Origin of the sequence: Streptomyces enissocaesilis (assembly GCF_039533765.1) — a bacterium.
In the GTDB taxonomy this organism is placed as follows: Bacteria; Actinomycetota; Actinomycetes; order Streptomycetales; family Streptomycetaceae; genus Streptomyces; species Streptomyces enissocaesilis.
Genome location: NZ_BAAAUD010000020.1, coordinates 254935 through 271834, shown reverse-complemented (window position 1 = coordinate 271834; position 16900 = coordinate 254935). Strand labels below are relative to the sequence as shown.

Genomic DNA, 16900 nt, shown 5'->3' with positions numbered 1-16900 from the left:
GCGGTGAACGGTTCGGTGCACCAGACCGTAGTGCAACTCATTGAACCCTGTCATCCAAAATATTGGACGGAATGTGTCGGACCTCGACCAGCTCACGCAGTCGCTCGCCCGCAACCTCAAGCGCTGGCGGGCCGAGCGCGGCTTCACGCTGGACGCGCTGGCCGCCCGCGCGGGCGTCAGCCGCGGCATGATCATCCAGATCGAGCAGGCGCGTACGAACCCGAGCGTCGGCACCACGGTGAAGCTCGCCGACGCGCTCGGCGTCAGCATCACCACCCTGCTCGACTACGAACAGGGCAAGCAGGTCCGCCTCGTACCGCGGGAACAGGCGGTCCGCATGTGGTCCACGGACGCGGGCAGCCACACCACGCTGCTCGTCGGCACCGAGACCCGTGGTCCGCTGGAGCTGTGGGCCTGGCGGCTGATGCCGGGCGACAGCAGCGCGTCCGACCCGCACCCCGGTGGGACCGTCGAACTGCTGCACGTCACCGCGGGCGAGCTGACCCTCGTGGTCGACGGCGAGCCGCACTCCGTGCCGGCGGGGACCTCCGCGACGTTCGAGGCGAACGTGGCGCACGCGTACCGCAACGAAGGCGCCGAGACGGTCGAGATGACGATGGCCGTATCGATTCCGCCCGCACGCTGAGACGGCCAACACTCCCTCCGGGGGCGGCTGTTAGCGTCTGCCCATGCGCGCCCCTCTCGGAGACTTCGACAACGCCACGCCCGCCCCCGACTGCCTCGGCCTGCTGACCGCGCCGGTCGCGGAGGCCGTGCGCGCGTGGAGCAATGACGTACCCGCCGACCAGCTCATCTACGTCGACACCGACCCGGAGATCGCCGACACGGCGGCCTTCGCCGAGCACTACGGCGCCGGGCTTCTCGACGCCTCGGCGAACTGCGTGGTCGTCGCGGGCAGGCGGGGCGGCGAGAGCACGCTGACCGCCTGCGTGGTCCTCTCCCGTACGCGCGTGGACGTGAACGGCGCGGCCCGCAAGCACCTCGGCGCGCGCAAGGCGTCGTTCGCCCCGATGGACACGGCCGTCGGCGAGACCGGCATGGAGTACGGCGGCATCACGCCGGTCGGGCTGCCCGCCGGCTGGCCGCTGCTCGTGGACTCCGCCGTCACCGGCGTCCCGTGGGTCCTGATCGGAAGCGGCCGCCGCAGGGGCAAGCTCATCCTGCCCGGCAAGGCCTTCGCGGGACTGCCGGGCGCGGTCGTCATCGACGGGCTCGGCGTCTGACCCCGTCCGGCGGCGCGCCCCCGGTCCGGGCGGCCGTCAGCCGAGCCGGGGGATCTCGATCGCCGGGCAGCGGTCCATGACCATGTCCAGACCGGCGGCGCGGGTGCGTTCGCAGGCGGCTTCGTCGACGACCCCGAGCTGGAACCACACCGCCCGGGCGCCGACCGCCACCGCCTCGTCCGCGACGCCGCCCGCGAGGTCGCTGTTGACGAACACGTCCACGACGTCGACCGGGAACGGGATGTCGGCCAGTGACGCGTACCCCTGCTCGCCGTGGACCGTCTCGGCCTTCGGGTGGACCGGCACGACGCGCTTGCCGTAGCGCTGGAGCACCTCGGCGACGCCGTACGCCGCCCGCGACCGGTTGCCGGACAGGCCCACCACCGCCCAGGTGTCGCCGGACTGCGTGAGGATCTTGCGGATCGTTGCCGGGTCGCCGTACACGCCCTGCCTCCTGGGGTCGGAAGGTCACTTGTGGTGACCAACGGGTGGCGCCCCGCGGGCATTCCCGGGGCGCCGCGCCGGTCTGCTCACCGGCGCGTCGTTGTTCAAGGTTGTACCGCTGTGTATCGTCGCGACGAGTGACTTGAAGTTTCAAGTAACTCCGACCGGCCCGACCCCACAGGAGAGCCCCTCACATGACTCCCCCCACCAGCACTCTCGGCCTCCCCGTCATCAGCGGTACCGCTGCCCGCCGCACCCCCTCGCTCCACGGCTACGACACCGGCCTGCTCGTACTCCGTCTCGCCCTCGGCCTGACCATGGCCGCGCACGGGACCCAGAAGCTCTTCGGCTGGTTCGGCGGCGGCGGGCTCGAGGGAACCGGCCAGTTCTTCACCGCGAGCGGTTACCCGGCCGGCGAGGCGATGGCGGCCGTGGCCGGTCTCACCGAGACGCTCGGCGGCCTCGGGCTCGTCCTCGGTCTGCTCACCCCGCTGGCCGGCGCGGCCCTCGTCGGCACCATGGTCAACGTGCTCGCGGTGAAGTGGGGCGGCGGCTTCTTCGCCCCCGAGGGCATCGAGTACGAGGTGCTCCTCACGGCGGCCGCGGTCGCGCTCACGCTGACCGGTCCCGGCCGGTACGCCGCCGACCGCTTCCTGCCCGGCCTGCGCACCCACCGGCTCGCGTACGGCGCCGCCGCCGTGGCCGTCGGACTGGTGGTCGCCGTCGCCGTCCTGCTGCTCCGGAAGTAGCGACCCCGTGGCCTGCGCATAGGGTGGGCCGCATGCAGGAGCAGTACCGGACCGTCGCCCGCGCGGGTGTGCACGAAGCCGAGATCAACCGGTCGCGCTTCCTCTGCGCGCTCGCACCCGCCGCGACCGAGCGGGAGGCGCAGGACTTCGTCGCGCGCGTCCGCCGGGAACACCCGACGGCGTCGCACAACTGCTACGCGTACGTCGTCGGCGCGGACGCCTCCGTGCAGAAGGCGAGCGACGACGGCGAACCGGGCGGCACGGCCGGTGTACCGATGCTCCAGATGCTGATGCGCCGCGAGGTGCGGTACACCGTCGCCGTCGTCACCCGCTACTACGGCGGCGTGAAACTCGGCGCGGGCGGGCTGATCAGGGCGTACGGCGGTGTGGTCGGCGAAGCCCTGGACGCCCTCGGCACGATCGCCCGGCAGCGCTTCCGGCTCGCCACCGTCACCGTCGACCACCAGCGGGCCGGAAAACTGGAGAACGACCTGCGGGCGACCGGACGCGCGGTGCGCGAGGTGCGGTACGCCGACGCGGTCGCGATCGAGGTCGGGCTGCCGGAGGCGGACGTCGAGCCCTTCCGCGCCTGGCTGGCCGACGCCACGGCGGGCACGGCGGGGTTCGAACTCGGCGGAGAGGCGTACGGCGACGCCTGAGGGCGAACGCCGACGCGCCTCGGAGCCCCGGCCTGCCTTCACGCCCCGGTCTGCCTTCACGCCCCGGCACGCCTCGGAGCCCCGGTGCGCCGGGCGCGGCGTACTGCCGGACAGCCGGGGCGACCGTAACCTCACATGACTGACCGTCACGGCGGGGTGAGGGCTCCCGTGTGTCCCGGGACTCGGCCGGCCGGATCGCGGAACCGCCGTGCGAACGGTTTCGCGGGCGGCGCGCTCCCGGCGCCCCGGGGGCCCACCGGGACCCGTCGTGCGGCCGCCCGGCACGGGCGCCGCCCCCGAAGCACCGGGGCCCGCGGGACCCGGGAAGGGGACGCTGTTCGCGGACGCGCCCTGGCGCGGGCACCGACCGGGATCACGTCACGGACCGGGGCTGCCGCGGATCCCCGGCTCCCGCGGCGGCTGCCGGGGGCGTTCCCGCGAAACCTCCGGCGTCTCCCCCCGGACCGACGCCGCCGTCGACGCCCCGGCGGGCCGGGCACTGCGCCGACTCCCTCCCCCGGTGGAACCCGGTGGAACCCGGTGAAAACAGAGGTCTGTGACAGGCCGGGTGCCGACCGGCGCTAACGTGGTCCGTGCTGACAGTCGGGTCCGCGCCGGGACGGCGCCGGACCAGGGGGCGGAAGAAGGTACACATGCAGGTCGGAGCCGTCTCTTGAGGATTCTGCATACGTCGGACTGGCACCTGGGGCGTTCCTTCCACCGAGTGAACCTCCTCGACGCCCAGGCCGCGTTCCTCGACCACCTGGTGACGACGGTGCGCGAGCGGGACGTGGACGCGGTGCTGGTGGCGGGGGACGTGTACGACCGTGCCGTGCCGCCGCTCGCCGCCGTGGAACTCTTCGACCGGGCCCTGCACCGGCTCGCCGCCGCGGGCGTGCCGACCGTCATGATCTCCGGGAACCACGACTCGGCCCGCAGGCTCGGCGTCGGCGCCGGACTCATCGACCGGGCCGGGATCCATCTGCGTACCGACCCGGCAGGGTGCGCCACGCCCGTCGTCCTCTCCGACGCGCACGGAGACGTGGCCTTCTACGGGCTGCCGTACCTCGAACCCGCCCTGGTGCGCGAGGAGTTCAAGACGGCCGGGGCCGGGCACGAGGCCGTCGTCGGGGCGGCGATGGAGCGGATACGCGCCGACCTCGCCGAGCGGCCCGCCGGCACCCGCTCGGTCGTTCTCGCGCACGCCTTCGTCGCGGGTGGCGAACCGAGCGACAGCGAACGGGACATCACGGTCGGCGGCGTGGCCTCCGTCCCCGCCGGTGTCTTCGACGGCGTCGACTACGTGGCCCTCGGGCACCTCCACGGCTGCCAGGCCGTCACCGGACGCGTCCGCTACTCGGGATCCCCGCTCGCGTACTCCTTCTCCGAGGCGGACCACCGCAAGACGGTGTGGCTGATCGACCTCGGGCCCGGCGGCGAGGTCGAGGGCGAGCGGATCGACTGCCCCGTGCCCAGGCGCGTCGCCCGGATCCGCGGTCGTCTGGAGGAACTCGTCGAGGATCCCGCCCTCGCGCGCCACGAGGAGTCCTGGATCGAGGCGACACTCACCGATCCCGTACGCCCGCCGGAACCCATGGCGCGGCTCAGCGCGCGCTTCCCGCACACCGTCAGCCTCGTCTTCGCCCCCGAACGGGCCCCCGAGGATCCCCTGGCGTCCTACGCCCAGCGGCTCAAGGGGCGCGACGACCAGCAGATCGCGGAGGACTTCGTGGCCCATGTGCGCGGTGGCAGCGGCCCCGACGACCGGGAGCGCACCCTGCTCCAGAGCGTCCTCGACGACGTACGTGTCGACACCGCGCTCGCGCAGGACGGTGTGCGCGGGGCCGCCCGATGAGGCTGCACACTCTGCACATCACGGCCTTCGGGCCCTTCGGCACCACCCAGGAAGTCGACTTCGACGCGCTCAGCGCCGCCGGGGTCTTCCTGCTGCACGGAGCGACCGGCGCCGGCAAGACCTCCGTCCTCGACGCCGTCTGCTACGCGCTGTACGGCGCGGTGCCGGGCGCCCGGCAGAGCCCCGGCGCCTCGCTGCGCAGCGACCACGCCCCGCACGGCCTGCCGACCGAGGTGCGCCTCGAACTGACCGTGGGCGGGCGGAGCCTGGAGATCACCCGGCGCCCCGCACAGCCGCGCCCCAAGAAGAAGGGCACCGGATTCACCACGGAGAAGGCGCAGAGCTGGCTGCGCGAGTACCGGTCCGGCACCGGGTGGAAGGCGCTCAGCCGCTCCCACCAGGAGATCGGCGAGGAGATCACCCAGCTCGTCGGCATGAGCCGGGAGCAGTTCTGCCAGGTGGTGCTGTTGCCCCAGGGGGACTTCGCGCGCTTCCTGCGGGCCGACGCGGAGGCACGCGGCAAGCTCCTCGGACGGCTTTTCGACACCCGCCGCTTCGCCGCCGTCGAAGAGCGTCTCGCCGAACTGCGCCGCTCGGCGGAGCAGCAGGTGCGGGCCGGGGACGAGCGGCTGCTCGCCGTCGCGCAGCGGATGGCGCAGGCGGCGGGCGACAGCGCGGACGCGCGCGCGTGGCCGCTGCCCGGCGCGCAGCCCGGCGAGCCCGGACTCGCCGGGGCCGTACGGGAGTGGGCCGCGATCGCGCGCAGCGGTGCGCACGAACGGCTCGCCGTCGCGGAGTCGGCGGTCGCCGCGGCGGAGAGCCGGCGGACCGCGGCCCGCACCGCCCTGGAGGCCGAACGCGAACTGGCCGCCCTCCAGCAGCGGTACGCCGACGCGCGCGGGCGCGCCGACGCGCTCGAAGCGCGCCGCCCCGAATACGAGCGGCTGCGCGCGCTCCAGGACCGCGCCCGCCGGGCCGACCGCGTCGCCCCCGCCCTGGCGCTGCGCGACGACGCCGAGCGGGAGCACCGCGCGGCGAGTTCGGCCCGCGAACGCGCGCGGGCCGAACTGCCGCCGGACCTCGCCGACACCGGCGCCGAGCACCTCGCCGCACTGGAACGCGGGCTCCGCCAGGAGCTCGGCGGCCTCGAAGCCGCCCGCAGGGCGGAGCGGCGCGGCGAGGAGATCGGCCGGGAGCGGGCGGCGCTGGAGCGGCAGGCCCGCGCCGACGACGAACTGCTGCGGGACGCCGCCCACTGGCTGGACGGCTGGGACGCGACCCGCCGCCGCTGCCAGGAGCGCATCGAAGCGGCCCAGGACGCGGTGACCCGCGCCGAGCACCTGGCGGGACGGCTCGAACCGGCCCGCCGCAGACTCGACGCCGCACGCCGGCGCGACGCGCTCGGCGAACAGGTCACGGCCGCCGAGGAGCGGCTGCGGACGGCCCGGGAGGAGGCCGCCTCGGCCCACGAGAGGTGGCTGGACCTGAAGGAACGCCGGCTGCTGGGCATCGCGGCCGAACTGGCGGCGAACCTGCGCGACGGCCAGGAGTGCGCGGTCTGCGGCTCGACCGAGCACCCGGCGCCCGCCCGGGCGGCGGCGGACCAGGTGGACCGTACGGCGGAGGAAGCGGCGTACGCCGCCCATACGGACGCCGAGGCGGTGCGCTCCCGGGCGGAGCGCGCGCTGGCAGCGGTGCGCGAGGACCACGCGGCGGCGCGCGCGGAGGCGGGCGGCTCCGCCACCGGCGGCGGACCGGCCGAAGCGGGGACCGCCGGCGCGGTGCCTGCCCCGGCAGAAACCCTCCGGGACGCCGGATCCGGCCGTCCGCGTGAGGTGGGCGTCGGCGAACTGGCCTCCCTGGTCGAGGAGTTGCGGCAGGAGCACGCCGAGGCGCACACCGTGGCCGCCGGTCTGCACGCGGCCCGTGAGGCGCTGGACCGCGCCGAGCGCGAGCACGCCGGACGTGTCGACGCGCAGCGGCAGGCCGAACGGCGTGCCGCCGCTCGTACCTCGCAGCGCGAAGCGCTCGACCGCGAACAGGCGTCCCTCGAAGCCGAACTGGCCCGGGCCCGCGGTGAAGCGCGCAGTGTCGCCGAGCATGCCGCGCTGCTGGAGCGCCGCGTGCAGGTGCTCGGTGAGGCGTCCGAAGCCGTGCGGGCGGTCGAGATCACCGCCCGGCGCCTCAAGGAGGCCGACGACCGGCTCGCCGACGCCGCGTTCAAGGCCGGTTTCGAGACCCCGCGCGCGGCGGCCGAAGCGCTGCTCGGGGACGCGGAGCAGCGCGACCTCCAGCACCGGATCGACGACTGGCAGCGCGAACAGGCCGCCGTCGCCGACCGGCTGGCGGAGCCCGGGACCACCGCGGCCGCCGCCCGGCCCCGGGCCGAACCGCAGCGCGCCCAGGCGGAGTTCGACGCCGCCGAGCGCGGACTGCGTGACGCCGCGTCCGTCCTCGACGCCGCGAGCGAGCGCTGCGCCGCTCTCGCCCGGCTGTCGCGGCAGGCCGCCGAGGAGACGCGCCGCCTCGGCCCGCTGCGCGAGCAGTACGAGCGGGTGGCGCGCCTCGCCTCGCTCACCGCCGGCACCTCCGCCGACAACGAACGCAGGATGCGCCTGGAGTCGTACGTCCTGGCCGCCCGCCTGGAGCAGGTCGCGGCCGCCGCCACCGCCCGCCTCCAGCTCATGTCCTCCGGCCGCTACACCCTCGTCCACTCCGACGCCAGGGCCGGCGGCCGGGGCCGGTCGGGACTCGGCCTGCACGTCGTCGACGCCTGGACGGGCATCGAGCGCGACACGGCGACCCTCTCCGGCGGCGAGACGTTCTTCGCCTCGCTCGCGCTCGCGCTCGGCCTCGCCGACGTGGTCACCGACGAGGCCGGCGGCGTACGGCTCGACACGCTCTTCATCGACGAGGGCTTCGGCAGCCTCGACGACCAGACCCTGGACGAGGTCCTCGACGTACTGGACTCCCTGCGCGAACGTGACCGCAGTGTCGGCATCGTGAGCCACGTCGCCGACCTGAGGCGCCGCGTCACCACCCAGCTGGAGGTCGTCAAGGACCGGCACGGCTCCGTGGTGCGCCACCACGCGGCCTTCGGTCAGCGGCTGAGCGCGCGCCGGGGGAGCGGCGAGGAGTAGACGACGCTGGTGGTGACCGAGCCGAGCGTGCCGAACCGGCCCGAGACCTCTTCCAGGTGCTTCATCGAACGGGCCGCGACCTTCATGACGAAGCAGTCGTCGCCCGTGACGTGATGCGCCTCCAGCACCTCGGTCGTCGTTTCGAGCAGGTCGTGGAACGGCTTGTAGTTGCCGTGCGGATAGCGCAGCCGCACGAACGCCAGGATGGGCATTCCCAGCTGTTCCTGCTCGACGACGGCCGTGTAGCCCGAGATCACCCCGGCCTCTTCGAGCCGCCGCACCCGCTCGGTCACGGCGCTCGCGGACATGGACACGGCGCGCGCCAGCTCGGCGAACGTGGCCCGGCCTTCGCGTTGCAGGGCTTCCAGGATGCGCCAGTCGGTGGCGTCCGGTGAATATCCGGTCATGCCCCGAGACAACAGGGAATCCACCGGCAGATCAAGAGAAGAGCCGGGGAATCCCACTTCAGTCGGATGATCACTCGCCGTAGATTTTCACCCATGACGACGACGCAGACCACCGCCGCCCAGACCGCCGCCACCCGCGCGAACGCCGTTCTCCGCGTCCCGCCGGCCGCCCCCGCCGCGGCCGCCGCGTACTTCGGCGCCAGCCTCGCCTTCCACGCCGACGTGTCCGACGTCGCCTCGGTCCTCGCGTCCGGCGAAGACCCCGGCTTCGTCGTGATCGACTCCCGCTCCACCGAGGCCTGGGACCAGGGGCACGTCCCCGGCGCCCTGCACCTTCCCACGGCGGAGATCCCCGCCCGGGCGGAGCGGCTCCTGGACAAGTCCGTGCCGGTCGTCACGTACTGCTGGGGCCCCGGCTGCAACGGCGGCACTCGCGCCGCCCTCGCCCTCGCCGAACTCGGCTACCAGGTCAAGGAGATGCTCGGCGGCATCGAGTACTGGATCCGCGAGGGCTTCGAGGTCGAGACGTGGCAGGGCCGGGAGCGGCGCGACGCCGACCCGCTCACCGCGCCCGTCGGATCCGACGCCTGCGGCTGCTGACCGGCCTGTCCGCCGTACGGCACGGACCACCAGGATGGTGGGGGCCGTGCCCAGGATTCCAGGGCCTTCCCCGGCCGGACTCCGCCGCGTCCCCCTGCCCCCGCGCGGCCGTGCCGCCTCCGTCGCCGGAGCCGGCCGCCTGGTGGCGTCGGTCACGCGGTGACCCCAGGGGCGCCGGTCCCGAAGGCCCGGAAGCGGTCGGCGCGGGGGTACGGGAAGCGAGCACCGGCCCGGCCGCCACCGTCGCCCACGGCCCGGCGGCCCGGCGGACCCCGGGCTCCAGCCGAACCGATCGCCACTGCCACCGAGGCGCTCGGCGGACGGATCGACGTCCTCGTCGCCAACCACGCCCTCAGTGGCTCCGAGGGCACGCTGGCCACCGCCGGCGCGGCCGTGCTCGACGCGCACCGGGCCGTCGGCACACGGTCCGTGGCCCTGCTGGTCCAGGTGTACGCCCGCCTCCGTGCGACCCTGCCGCGGCGCTCACCGGGCGGACGGATCGTCAGGATGACCTCGGGTCAGGACATCGCGGGCGGTAGGCCCGGAGAGGTCGCGTACGGTCTCGCCAGGGGCGCCCTCGCGTCCGCCACCCGTACTCTCGCCGTCACGCTCGCCGACCTCGCGGTGACGGTCGCCGCCGTCGATCCGGGCCCTGTCGACACGGGCCGCACGAGCGGTGACGACTACGGAGCGATCACCGCGGTGTTCCCCGCCGGGCGGTGGGGCGTGCCGGGCGGTCCGGCCCGGCACCTGACTGGCCACGGACGAGGCAATGGGGTCTCCCCCGCCCGAGCAGGGTCGAGAGCTCGGGGAAGGATCACGGGGCAGGCCACCGGCTCCGAGGGCGGGTTCCGGCGCGGGTGAGCCCGTGGAGGGTCCGGGGCGACGGCGACCGGGTGCATGGATCCGGGGCGGACCCGGCCGCCGTACCGCGTACCCGGGCCGTCAGAGCTTCGACAGCTCTTCCACCAGGTCGTCGAGGCCCAGCGAGCCCTGCGACAGCGCCGCCATGTGCCACGCCTTCGCGTCGAAGGCGTCTCCGTGCGCCTTGCGGGCGTTCTCGCGGCCCAGCAGCCACGCCCGTTCGCCCAGTTTGTAGCCGATCGCCTGGCCGGGCATGGACAGGTAGCGGGTCAGCTCGCTCTCCACGAAGTCCGCGGGCCGCCCACTGTGCATGCCGAAGAACTCGTGCGCCAGCTCCGGCGTCCAGCGCTCGCCCGGGTGGAACGGCGAGTCCGCCGGGATCTCCAGCTCCAGGTGCATGCCGATGTCGACGATGATCCGGGTGGAGCGCATCATCTGCGCGTCCAGGTAGCCGATCCTGCGCTCCGCGTCGCCGAGGAAGCCCAGCTCGTCCATCAGCCGCTCCGCGTACAGCGCCCAGCCCTCGGCGTTGGCGCTGACCATGCCGACCGACGCCTGGTAGCGGGACAGCCGATCCGCGACGTGCACCCACTGCGCGAGTTGCAGGTGATGCCCGGGGACGCCCTCGTGGTACCAGGTCGATGCCAGGTCGTACACCGGGAAGCGGGTCTCGCCCATCGTCGGCAGCCAGGTGATGCCCGGGCGCGAGAAGTCCTCGGAGGGGGTGGTGTAGTACGGCGCCGCCGCGCCGCCGGGGGGCGCGATGCGGGACTCCACCTTCCGTACCCGCTCGGCGAGTTCGAAGTGCGTGCCGTCCAGCGCCTCGATGGCCTCGTCCATCAGGCCCTGCAACCAGGCCCTGGTCTCCTCGACCCCTTCGATGTGCGTGCCGTGCTCGTCGAGCCAGGCCAGCGCCTCCCAGGGGGTGGCCGCGCCCGGCAGGATCTTCTCCGCCTCGGTCTTCATCTCGCCGAGCAGACGGTGGTACTCGGACCAGCCGTACGCGTACGCCTCGTCGAGGTCGAGGTCGGTGCCGTTGAAGTAGCGCGACCAGCGGGCGTACCGCTCGCGGCCCACCGTGTCGGGCGCGTCCTTCACGGCCGGGGCGTACACGTCGCGCATCCAGTCGCGCAGCGCGGCGACGGCTTCGGTCGCGCCGCGGGCCGCCGCGTCCAGCTCGGCGCGCAGCGCGTCGGGCCCCGCCGCCGCGAACTCCTCGAACCAGCCGCGCCCGGTGCCCGCCCACTCGGTCAGCTGGCCGGTGAACGTCCCCGTGGCGCGCGGACCGCCCAGGAGACCCCGCTCCAGGCCGAGCGCGAGCGACGCCCGGTAGCCCTCCAGGGCGCCGGGTACCGCGCGCAGCCGCTCGGCCACCGCCGCCCAGTCCTCGTCGGTCCCGGTGGGCGTCACCGTGAAGACGCCGCGGATGCTGTGCGCGGGCGAGTGGATGTTGCTGACGGCGCGCAGGCCCTCGTCGGCCTCGTGCACGGCGAGTTCGGCGTTCAGCCGCTCACGCAGCAGCCGGCCGCAGCGCCGCTCGACGTCACTGTCCGCGCCGGGCAGGGACTCCGCCCTGTCCAGCTCCGCGAGCGTGGTGCGGGCCAGTTCGGCGAGTGCCTCCTGCCCCGCGGGGGAGAAGTCCGGCAGGCTGCGGGAGCTCTCCTCGACCCCCAGGTACGTGCCGGTGATCGGGTCGAGGGCGATGAGTGCGTCGACGTACGCGTCGGCGACCTGGCGGGGGAGGGGGAGCGCGCTGCTCGAAGTGACTGACATGCGGACATCCTCGTACGGGAAAGGGCTCCGCGTCACTACGGTCCGGGCTCGGCGGACCGTCACCGGCGGACTCTCACCGACGGCCTGTCACCGGCGGTTTGACGGCAGCCCGTTGTCAGCGCCCGGCCGCGGGCGGCAGCAGCGGCCCGCAGTCCCACGCCTGGAAGATCAGCCGGGTCTCCACGCGGGCGACTTCGCGCCGTGAGGTGAACTCGTCCAGGACCAGCCGCTGCAGGTCCGCCGTGTCCGCCACCGCCACGTGGACGAGGTAGTCGTCGGGCCCGGTCAGGTGGAAGAGGGCCCGCGACTCGGGCAGCGCCCTGATGCGTTCCACGAACGGGCCGATGAGCTCGCGCCGGTGCGGGCGTACCTGCACCAGGAGCAGGGCTTCGAGGCCCCGGCCGAGTTTGGCCGGATCGAGGCGCAGCTGGTGGCCGAGGATCACACCGGAGCGGCGCAGCCGCGCCACCCGGTCCAGGCAGGTCGAGGGCGCGACCCCGACCTCGGCGGCCAGATCGCGGTAGGTGGTCCGCGCGTCGTTCTGCAGAAGGCGCAGGATGTGCAGATCGACCGGGTCTAGTACGACGGATTCGGCCATGTGCCGAACGTAACACGGCCATGCGTCCGTACCTCCCGGTAGCTGTTCAGAGTCATGTCATGAACACCGACGCCTCGACCACACCCCGGGCCCTGGCCACCGAAGCCGTCCACGCCGGCCGCGAAGACCTCGCGGCGCTGGGGCTGCACGCCGTGCCGCTCGACCTGTCGACCACCTACCCCTCGTACGACAGCCGGGGGGAGGCGGCCAGGATCGACGCGTTCGCCGCCACCGGCGCGCGGCCGGAGGGCCCGCCCGTCTACTCACGGCTCGACAACCCGACCACCGCCCGCTTCGAGGACGCCCTGGCACGGCTGGAAGGCGCCGAGAGCGCCGTCGCGTTCGCCAGCGGCATGGCGGCGCTCACCGCCGTACTCCTCGTACGGGCGAGCGCGGGCCTGCGCCACGTCGTCGCCGTACGGCCGCTGTACGGATGCAGCGACCACCTGCTGAACGCCGGACTGCTCGGCACCGAGGTGACCTGGGTGGACCCGGCCGGCATCGAGGACGCGATCCGCCCCGACACCGGTCTCGTGATCGTCGAGACCCCCGCCAACCCGACCCTCGCGGAGATCGACGTCCGGGCGGTCGCGCGGTCCTGCGGGTCGGTGCCGCTGCTCGTCGACAACACCTTCGCGACGCCGGTGCTCCAGCGCCCGCTGGAGGACGGCGCGCGGCTCGTCCTGCACAGCGCCACCAAGTACCTGGGCGGACACGGCGACGTGCTCGGCGGGGTGGTGGCGTGCGACGAGGAGTTCGCCCGCGCGCTGCGCCAGGTGCGGTTCGCGACCGGCGGCGTACTCCATCCGCTGGCCGGATACCTGCTGCTGCGCGGGCTGTCCACACTGCCCGTACGGATGCGTGCGGCGTCGGCGTCCGCGGCCGAGCTCGCCCGGCGGCTGTCCGCCGATCCGCGGGTGGCGCGGGTGCACTATCCGAAGCTCGGCGGCGCGATGGTGGCCTTCGAGGTGTACGGCGATCCGCACGCGGTGATCGGGGGCGTACGGCTGATCACGCCCGCCGTCAGCCTCGGCAGCGTGGACTCGCTCATCCAGCATCCGGCCTCCATCAGCCACCGCATCGTGGCCGAGGGAGACCGGCGGTCCTCGGGGGTCAGCGACCGGCTGCTGCGGATGTCGGTCGGGCTGGAGGACGTGGAGGACCTGTGGCGGGACCTGTGCGAGGCCCTCAGTGCCGCCGGGGCCGCCGCCCCTGTGTGTGCGCCTGTGTCCGTACCGGCCCCTGCGGGTGGGCGGGACGCGGACGCACGGCCGCCGTACCCAGCCGCGCGGTGACCACCAGGGTGCCCTCCTCGATCTGGTAGTCGAGGGGCAGGCCGAGGCCGCGCATGGCCGCGACCATGCCGGTGTTGGACGACTGGGTGACGGCGTAGACGCTCTCGCAGCCTGCCTCGGCGGCGAGCTCCACCAGGCGGCCCAGCAGCTCGGAGCCGATGCCGCGGCGCTGCCACGCGTCCTCGACGAGCAGCGCCACCTCCGTCTCGTCGCCGTCCCAGAGCAGGTGGCCGAGACCGACGAGGCGGCCGGACGCCGTCGAGGCGGCGAGGGTGCGGCCGAAACGCGGGCTGAGGAGGTGGCCGAGGTAGCGGTCGGCGTCGCCCACCGGGCCGTGATAGCGCAGGCTCAGGGTGCGGTCGCCGCAACGGTCGTGCATGGCGCGGGCGTCGGCGAGGTCGTCGGGCCCGGCCCTGCGGACGGTGATCTCGTTGCCCTCGGGGAGGGTCAGCACCTGCTCGCCGCGCGGGATGCGCGGGCCGAGGCGGGCGTCGAGCTCCACGAGGGCGCGGGCGCGCGCGAACTCCGTCGGGGTGAAGGGCAGGTAGTGGCGCTCGACGGTGATCGTCCCGCCGGACGGGTCGCGCAGTTTCATGACCGTGCCGTCGAGTACGCCCTCGACCGGAGCGGCGTCACCGGTGGACCGGCCGGTGAGACTGGTGGCGGGCAGCGAATGGATGGTGCAGCGTCCGAGCAACTGGCGCAGGGCCAGGGGGAGTTCCGCGGCGTCGAGCGCGGTGCGGGTGGCGAGACCGAGCACCCGGGTGGGGGCGTCGACGAGGTCGTGGGCGTCGGCCCGCTCCAGCCACGTGTCGCGGCCGCCGGCGGCGGAGACCTCACGGCTCAGCGCGGCGGCCTGGAGGGTGCCGGGGGCGCGCAGCAGCAGTTCGTCGACGGTGCCGTCGGCGAGCGGGTGGGTCTGCAGGGTGAGGATGTCCACCTGGTGGCGGGCCAGGGCGGTGCACAGCAGCGCCAGGCTGCCGGGCTCGTCCCTGACGGTGGTGCGCATCCGCCAGAGCGCGGTCCCGGAGGCGGGCGGCGCGCCCTCACCGGCCGTACCGGGACGGGGGCGGGTGTCGGCAGGGGGCGGCGGGGAATGACTGTGCCGCCGCGCCCACCAGGTGTGGAACCCGGCCGTGGCGGCCAGCGCCACGGCCGAAGCCACGAGGAGATACGGTCCGTCGGGGCCGTGCGCGATCGTGTTCGCGATCGCGTCGGCGACGGCCACGGCGGTGAACAGGGCGGCGAGTTCGACGAGGTCCCGCCGCCAGTGGTGCGCACGGCGGGCACGCTTCGGCGATGCCGTGGCTGTCGCGGCCGTCGCGCCGGTCGTGTCGGTCGTATCGGTCATGCCAGTCACATCCGTCATGGCACCACTGTGGCCGATCGGTGTTGCGCGATCACGAACACTCTGTGACTGATGGGTTAAGCGCGCTTCTGGGGCTTAGTGACCGTTTTCGGCCACGACCGGCCACGGAATCCGGCCCGTCCGCATTCCGGGATTCCGGGATTCCGGGATTTCCGGATCCCCTTCCGATCCTCCGCTACTGGCCGACGCGGCCGGGCTGCAGCACCTTGCTGAACAGCACCGTCCCGCCCTCGGCGCGCAGCCGCACCGTCAGCTCGCCGCTCCCGCCGTCGATCTCGACCTCGCCGAAGTACTGGGGGGACTCCATGGGCGACACGTTGGCACGCGCCGGTGCCTTCACGAAGACCTGGTCCGGGCCGAAGGTGGCGTCGAGCCGGCTCGACGGGAAGCCGCCCGCGGCCAGCGGCCCGGACACGAACTCCCAGAAGGGCGCGAAGTCCTTGAACGCCGCGCGGGACGGATCGTAGTGCTGGGCCGAGGTGTAGTGCACATCCGCCGTGAGCCACACCGTGCCGGTGATACGGGCATGCTTGATGTGGCGCAGGAGCTCCGCGATCTGGAGCTCCCTGCCCAGCGGCGCCCCGGGATCGTCCTGCGCGACCGCCTCGAAGTCGGCAGCCCCGTCCGGGACGACGATCCCCAGCGGCATGTCGGAGGCGATCACCTTCCACACCGCGCGGGAGCGCGACAGCTCCTTCTTCAGCCAGGCGAGCTGCTCGGCGCCGAGGATGCCGGTCGCGTCGTCGGGCTGCCGTCCGGGCGAGTTGGCGTTGCGGTACGTCCGCATGTCGAGGACGAAGACGTCGAGCAGGGGACCCTGCCTGACCACCCGGTGGACCCGGCCGCCTCCCTTTCCGCCCTCCCCGCGCGCGGGGAGCGTCGAAACCGGGAAGTACTCGCTGAACGCGCGCACCGACCGTGCCGCCAGTACGTCGACGTTCTTCTCCGTGTAGCGGGCGTCGTCGAGGATCTGGCCCGGGTACCAGTTGTTGCGCACCTCGTGATCGTCCCACTGCACGATCGAGGGCACCTGCGCGTTGAAACGGCGTACGTTGTCGTCCAGCAGGTTGTAGCGGAAGTTCCCGCGGAACTCGTCCAGGGTCTCGGCGACCTTCGACTTCTCCGGGGTGGTGATGTTCCGCCACACGCGCCCGTCGGGCAGCGTCACGCTCGGCCGGATCACGCCGTCCGCGTATACGGTGTCGCCGCTGCACAGGAAGAAGTCCGGGTCGAGGCGGCGCATCTCCTCGTACACCCGGTAGCCGCCGATGTCCGGGTTGATGCCCCACCCCTGGCCCGCGATGTCCCCCGACCACAGGAAACGCACGCCCTCACGTCGCCTCACGGACGCCGTACGGAACGTTCCCTGGAGCGCCTCCCCGGTGCGACGGGGATCGTCGGGATCGGCGAGGGTCACCCGGTAGTGCACCTGCTCGCCCGGGGGCAGGCCCCGCAGCGGTGTCGTCCCTGTGAAGTCCGTACCGGGCCCGAGCAGGGGGCCGTGCCATCTGCGGGAGTGGCGGAAGGACTCCGTCGCGGACGTCTCCACGATCATCCGGGCCGGACGGTCGGACCGTACCCACACCAGACCCGACGAGGAGGTGACGTCACCCGTCTGCACACCCCATGCGGCGCGCGGTCGGCCGGAGAGCGCCTGCGCGGGCGCGGCGGCCGCGCCGACGGCGGCGGGCAGGGCAAGCGCGGCCGAGGCGGCCAGCGAGCCGCGCAGGACGGAACGTCGGTCGGGGGACTGGCTCTGCGGTCGGTGCGGCATCGATGCGCCTCCAGTGACGGTTGGGTCGTTCTGTGGGTCGGAACGCCGCCCGAGTATCCGCCCCGCGGACGGTCCGGCGTGTGACGCCATGCCTAGCGCCCGGCCACGGCAACCACACGAACCACAAGT

The 16900-nt window shown here is 73.8% G+C and carries 14 protein-coding genes and 1 pseudogene; 9 read left to right on the top strand and 6 right to left on the bottom strand.

The genetic code is table 11. The annotated features are described in order from the left end of the window. Nucleotides 1-73: 73 nt before the first annotated feature. Complete coding sequence (locus tag ABD374_RS10840; RefSeq protein WP_344493906.1) at nt 74-646, top strand: helix-turn-helix domain-containing protein; 573 nt, start codon at nt 74-76, stop codon at nt 644-646. Between the two features lie 43 nt (nt 647-689). Beyond that, nucleotides 690-1244 carry a YbaK/EbsC family protein gene (locus ABD374_RS10835; protein WP_344493904.1) on the top strand — a complete coding sequence of 185 codons (555 nt, stop codon included), beginning with the start codon at nt 690-692 and terminating at the stop codon, nt 1242-1244. A 36-nt stretch (nt 1245-1280) separates the two neighbouring features. Here ABD374_RS10835 and ABD374_RS10830 read toward each other — a convergent pair whose 3' ends face one another. Further along, complete coding sequence (locus ABD374_RS10830; protein WP_344493902.1) at nt 1281-1688, bottom strand: CoA-binding protein; 408 nt, start codon at nt 1686-1688, stop codon at nt 1281-1283. A gap of 194 nt (nt 1689-1882) precedes the next feature. Between ABD374_RS10830 and ABD374_RS10825 the strand changes: the two genes are divergently transcribed. The 4 genes from ABD374_RS10825 to ABD374_RS10810 all read left to right on the top strand — a co-directional run bounded on the left by ABD374_RS10825 (nt 1883) and on the right by ABD374_RS10810 (nt 8091). After that, nucleotides 1883-2437 (top strand): DoxX family protein, encoded by a 555-nt coding sequence (locus ABD374_RS10825; RefSeq protein ID WP_344493900.1) that lies wholly within the window; start codon nt 1883-1885, stop codon nt 2435-2437. Between the two features lie 32 nt (nt 2438-2469). Further along, nucleotides 2470-3096, top strand: coding sequence for a YigZ family protein (locus ABD374_RS10820; protein WP_344493898.1), 627 nt, complete (start codon nt 2470-2472; stop codon nt 3094-3096). 673 nt (nt 3097-3769) lie between these two features. After that, entirely contained in the window at nt 3770-4951 is a 1182-nt protein-coding gene (locus tag ABD374_RS10815) for an exonuclease SbcCD subunit D (protein WP_344493897.1), read from the top strand. Beyond that, on the top strand, nt 4948-8091 hold the full coding sequence (locus ABD374_RS10810; protein WP_344493895.1) for an AAA family ATPase: 3144 nt from the start codon (nt 4948-4950) through the stop codon (nt 8089-8091). The genes ABD374_RS10815 and ABD374_RS10810 overlap by 4 nt, the downstream gene beginning before the upstream one ends. On the opposite strand, the gene ABD374_RS10805 is transcribed toward ABD374_RS10810, so the two are convergent. Further along, nucleotides 8052-8498, bottom strand: a complete 447-nt coding sequence (locus ABD374_RS10805) for an Lrp/AsnC family transcriptional regulator (protein ID WP_344493893.1) — start codon at nt 8496-8498, stop codon at nt 8052-8054. The two genes, ABD374_RS10810 and ABD374_RS10805, sit on opposite strands and share 40 nt — an antisense overlap. Nucleotides 8499-8591: 93 nt before the next feature. On the opposite strand from ABD374_RS10805, the gene ABD374_RS10800 reads away from it, so the two are divergent. Both ABD374_RS10800 and ABD374_RS10795 read left to right on the top strand, forming a co-directional pair. Next, nucleotides 8592-9098 carry a rhodanese-like domain-containing protein gene (locus ABD374_RS10800; protein ID WP_344493891.1) on the top strand — a complete coding sequence of 169 codons (507 nt, stop codon included), beginning with the start codon at nt 8592-8594 and terminating at the stop codon, nt 9096-9098. 46 nt (nt 9099-9144) lie between these two features. Continuing rightward, nucleotides 9145-9962: pseudogene (locus ABD374_RS10795) on the top strand (SDR family oxidoreductase). Nucleotides 9963-10043: 81 nt separating this feature from the next. On the opposite strand, the gene ABD374_RS10790 reads toward ABD374_RS10795, so the two are convergent. Together ABD374_RS10790 and ABD374_RS10785 are read right to left on the bottom strand one after the other, a co-directional pair. Next, complete coding sequence (locus ABD374_RS10790; RefSeq protein ID WP_344493887.1) at nt 10044-11735, bottom strand: DUF885 domain-containing protein; 1692 nt, start codon at nt 11733-11735, stop codon at nt 10044-10046. Nucleotides 11736-11850: 115 nt separating this feature from the next. Next, on the bottom strand, nt 11851-12333 hold the full coding sequence (locus ABD374_RS10785) for an Lrp/AsnC family transcriptional regulator (RefSeq protein ID WP_344493885.1): 483 nt from the start codon (nt 12331-12333) through the stop codon (nt 11851-11853). Between the two features lie 59 nt (nt 12334-12392). Here ABD374_RS10785 and ABD374_RS10780 point away from each other — a divergent pair, with 59 nt between their 5' ends. After that, entirely contained in the window at nt 12393-13628 is a 1236-nt protein-coding gene (locus ABD374_RS10780; protein WP_344493883.1) for a trans-sulfuration enzyme family protein, read from the top strand. On the opposite strand, the gene ABD374_RS10775 is transcribed toward ABD374_RS10780, so the two are convergent. Further along, nucleotides 13522-14979 (bottom strand): GNAT family N-acetyltransferase, encoded by a 1458-nt coding sequence (locus ABD374_RS10775; RefSeq protein WP_425577184.1) that lies wholly within the window; start codon nt 14977-14979, stop codon nt 13522-13524. The genes ABD374_RS10780 and ABD374_RS10775 overlap by 107 nt on opposite strands. 193 nt (nt 14980-15172) lie before the next feature. Next, on the bottom strand, nt 15173-16771 hold the full coding sequence (locus tag ABD374_RS10770; protein WP_344493879.1) for an alkaline phosphatase D family protein: 1599 nt from the start codon (nt 16769-16771) through the stop codon (nt 15173-15175). Nucleotides 16772-16900 lie beyond the last annotated feature (129 nt).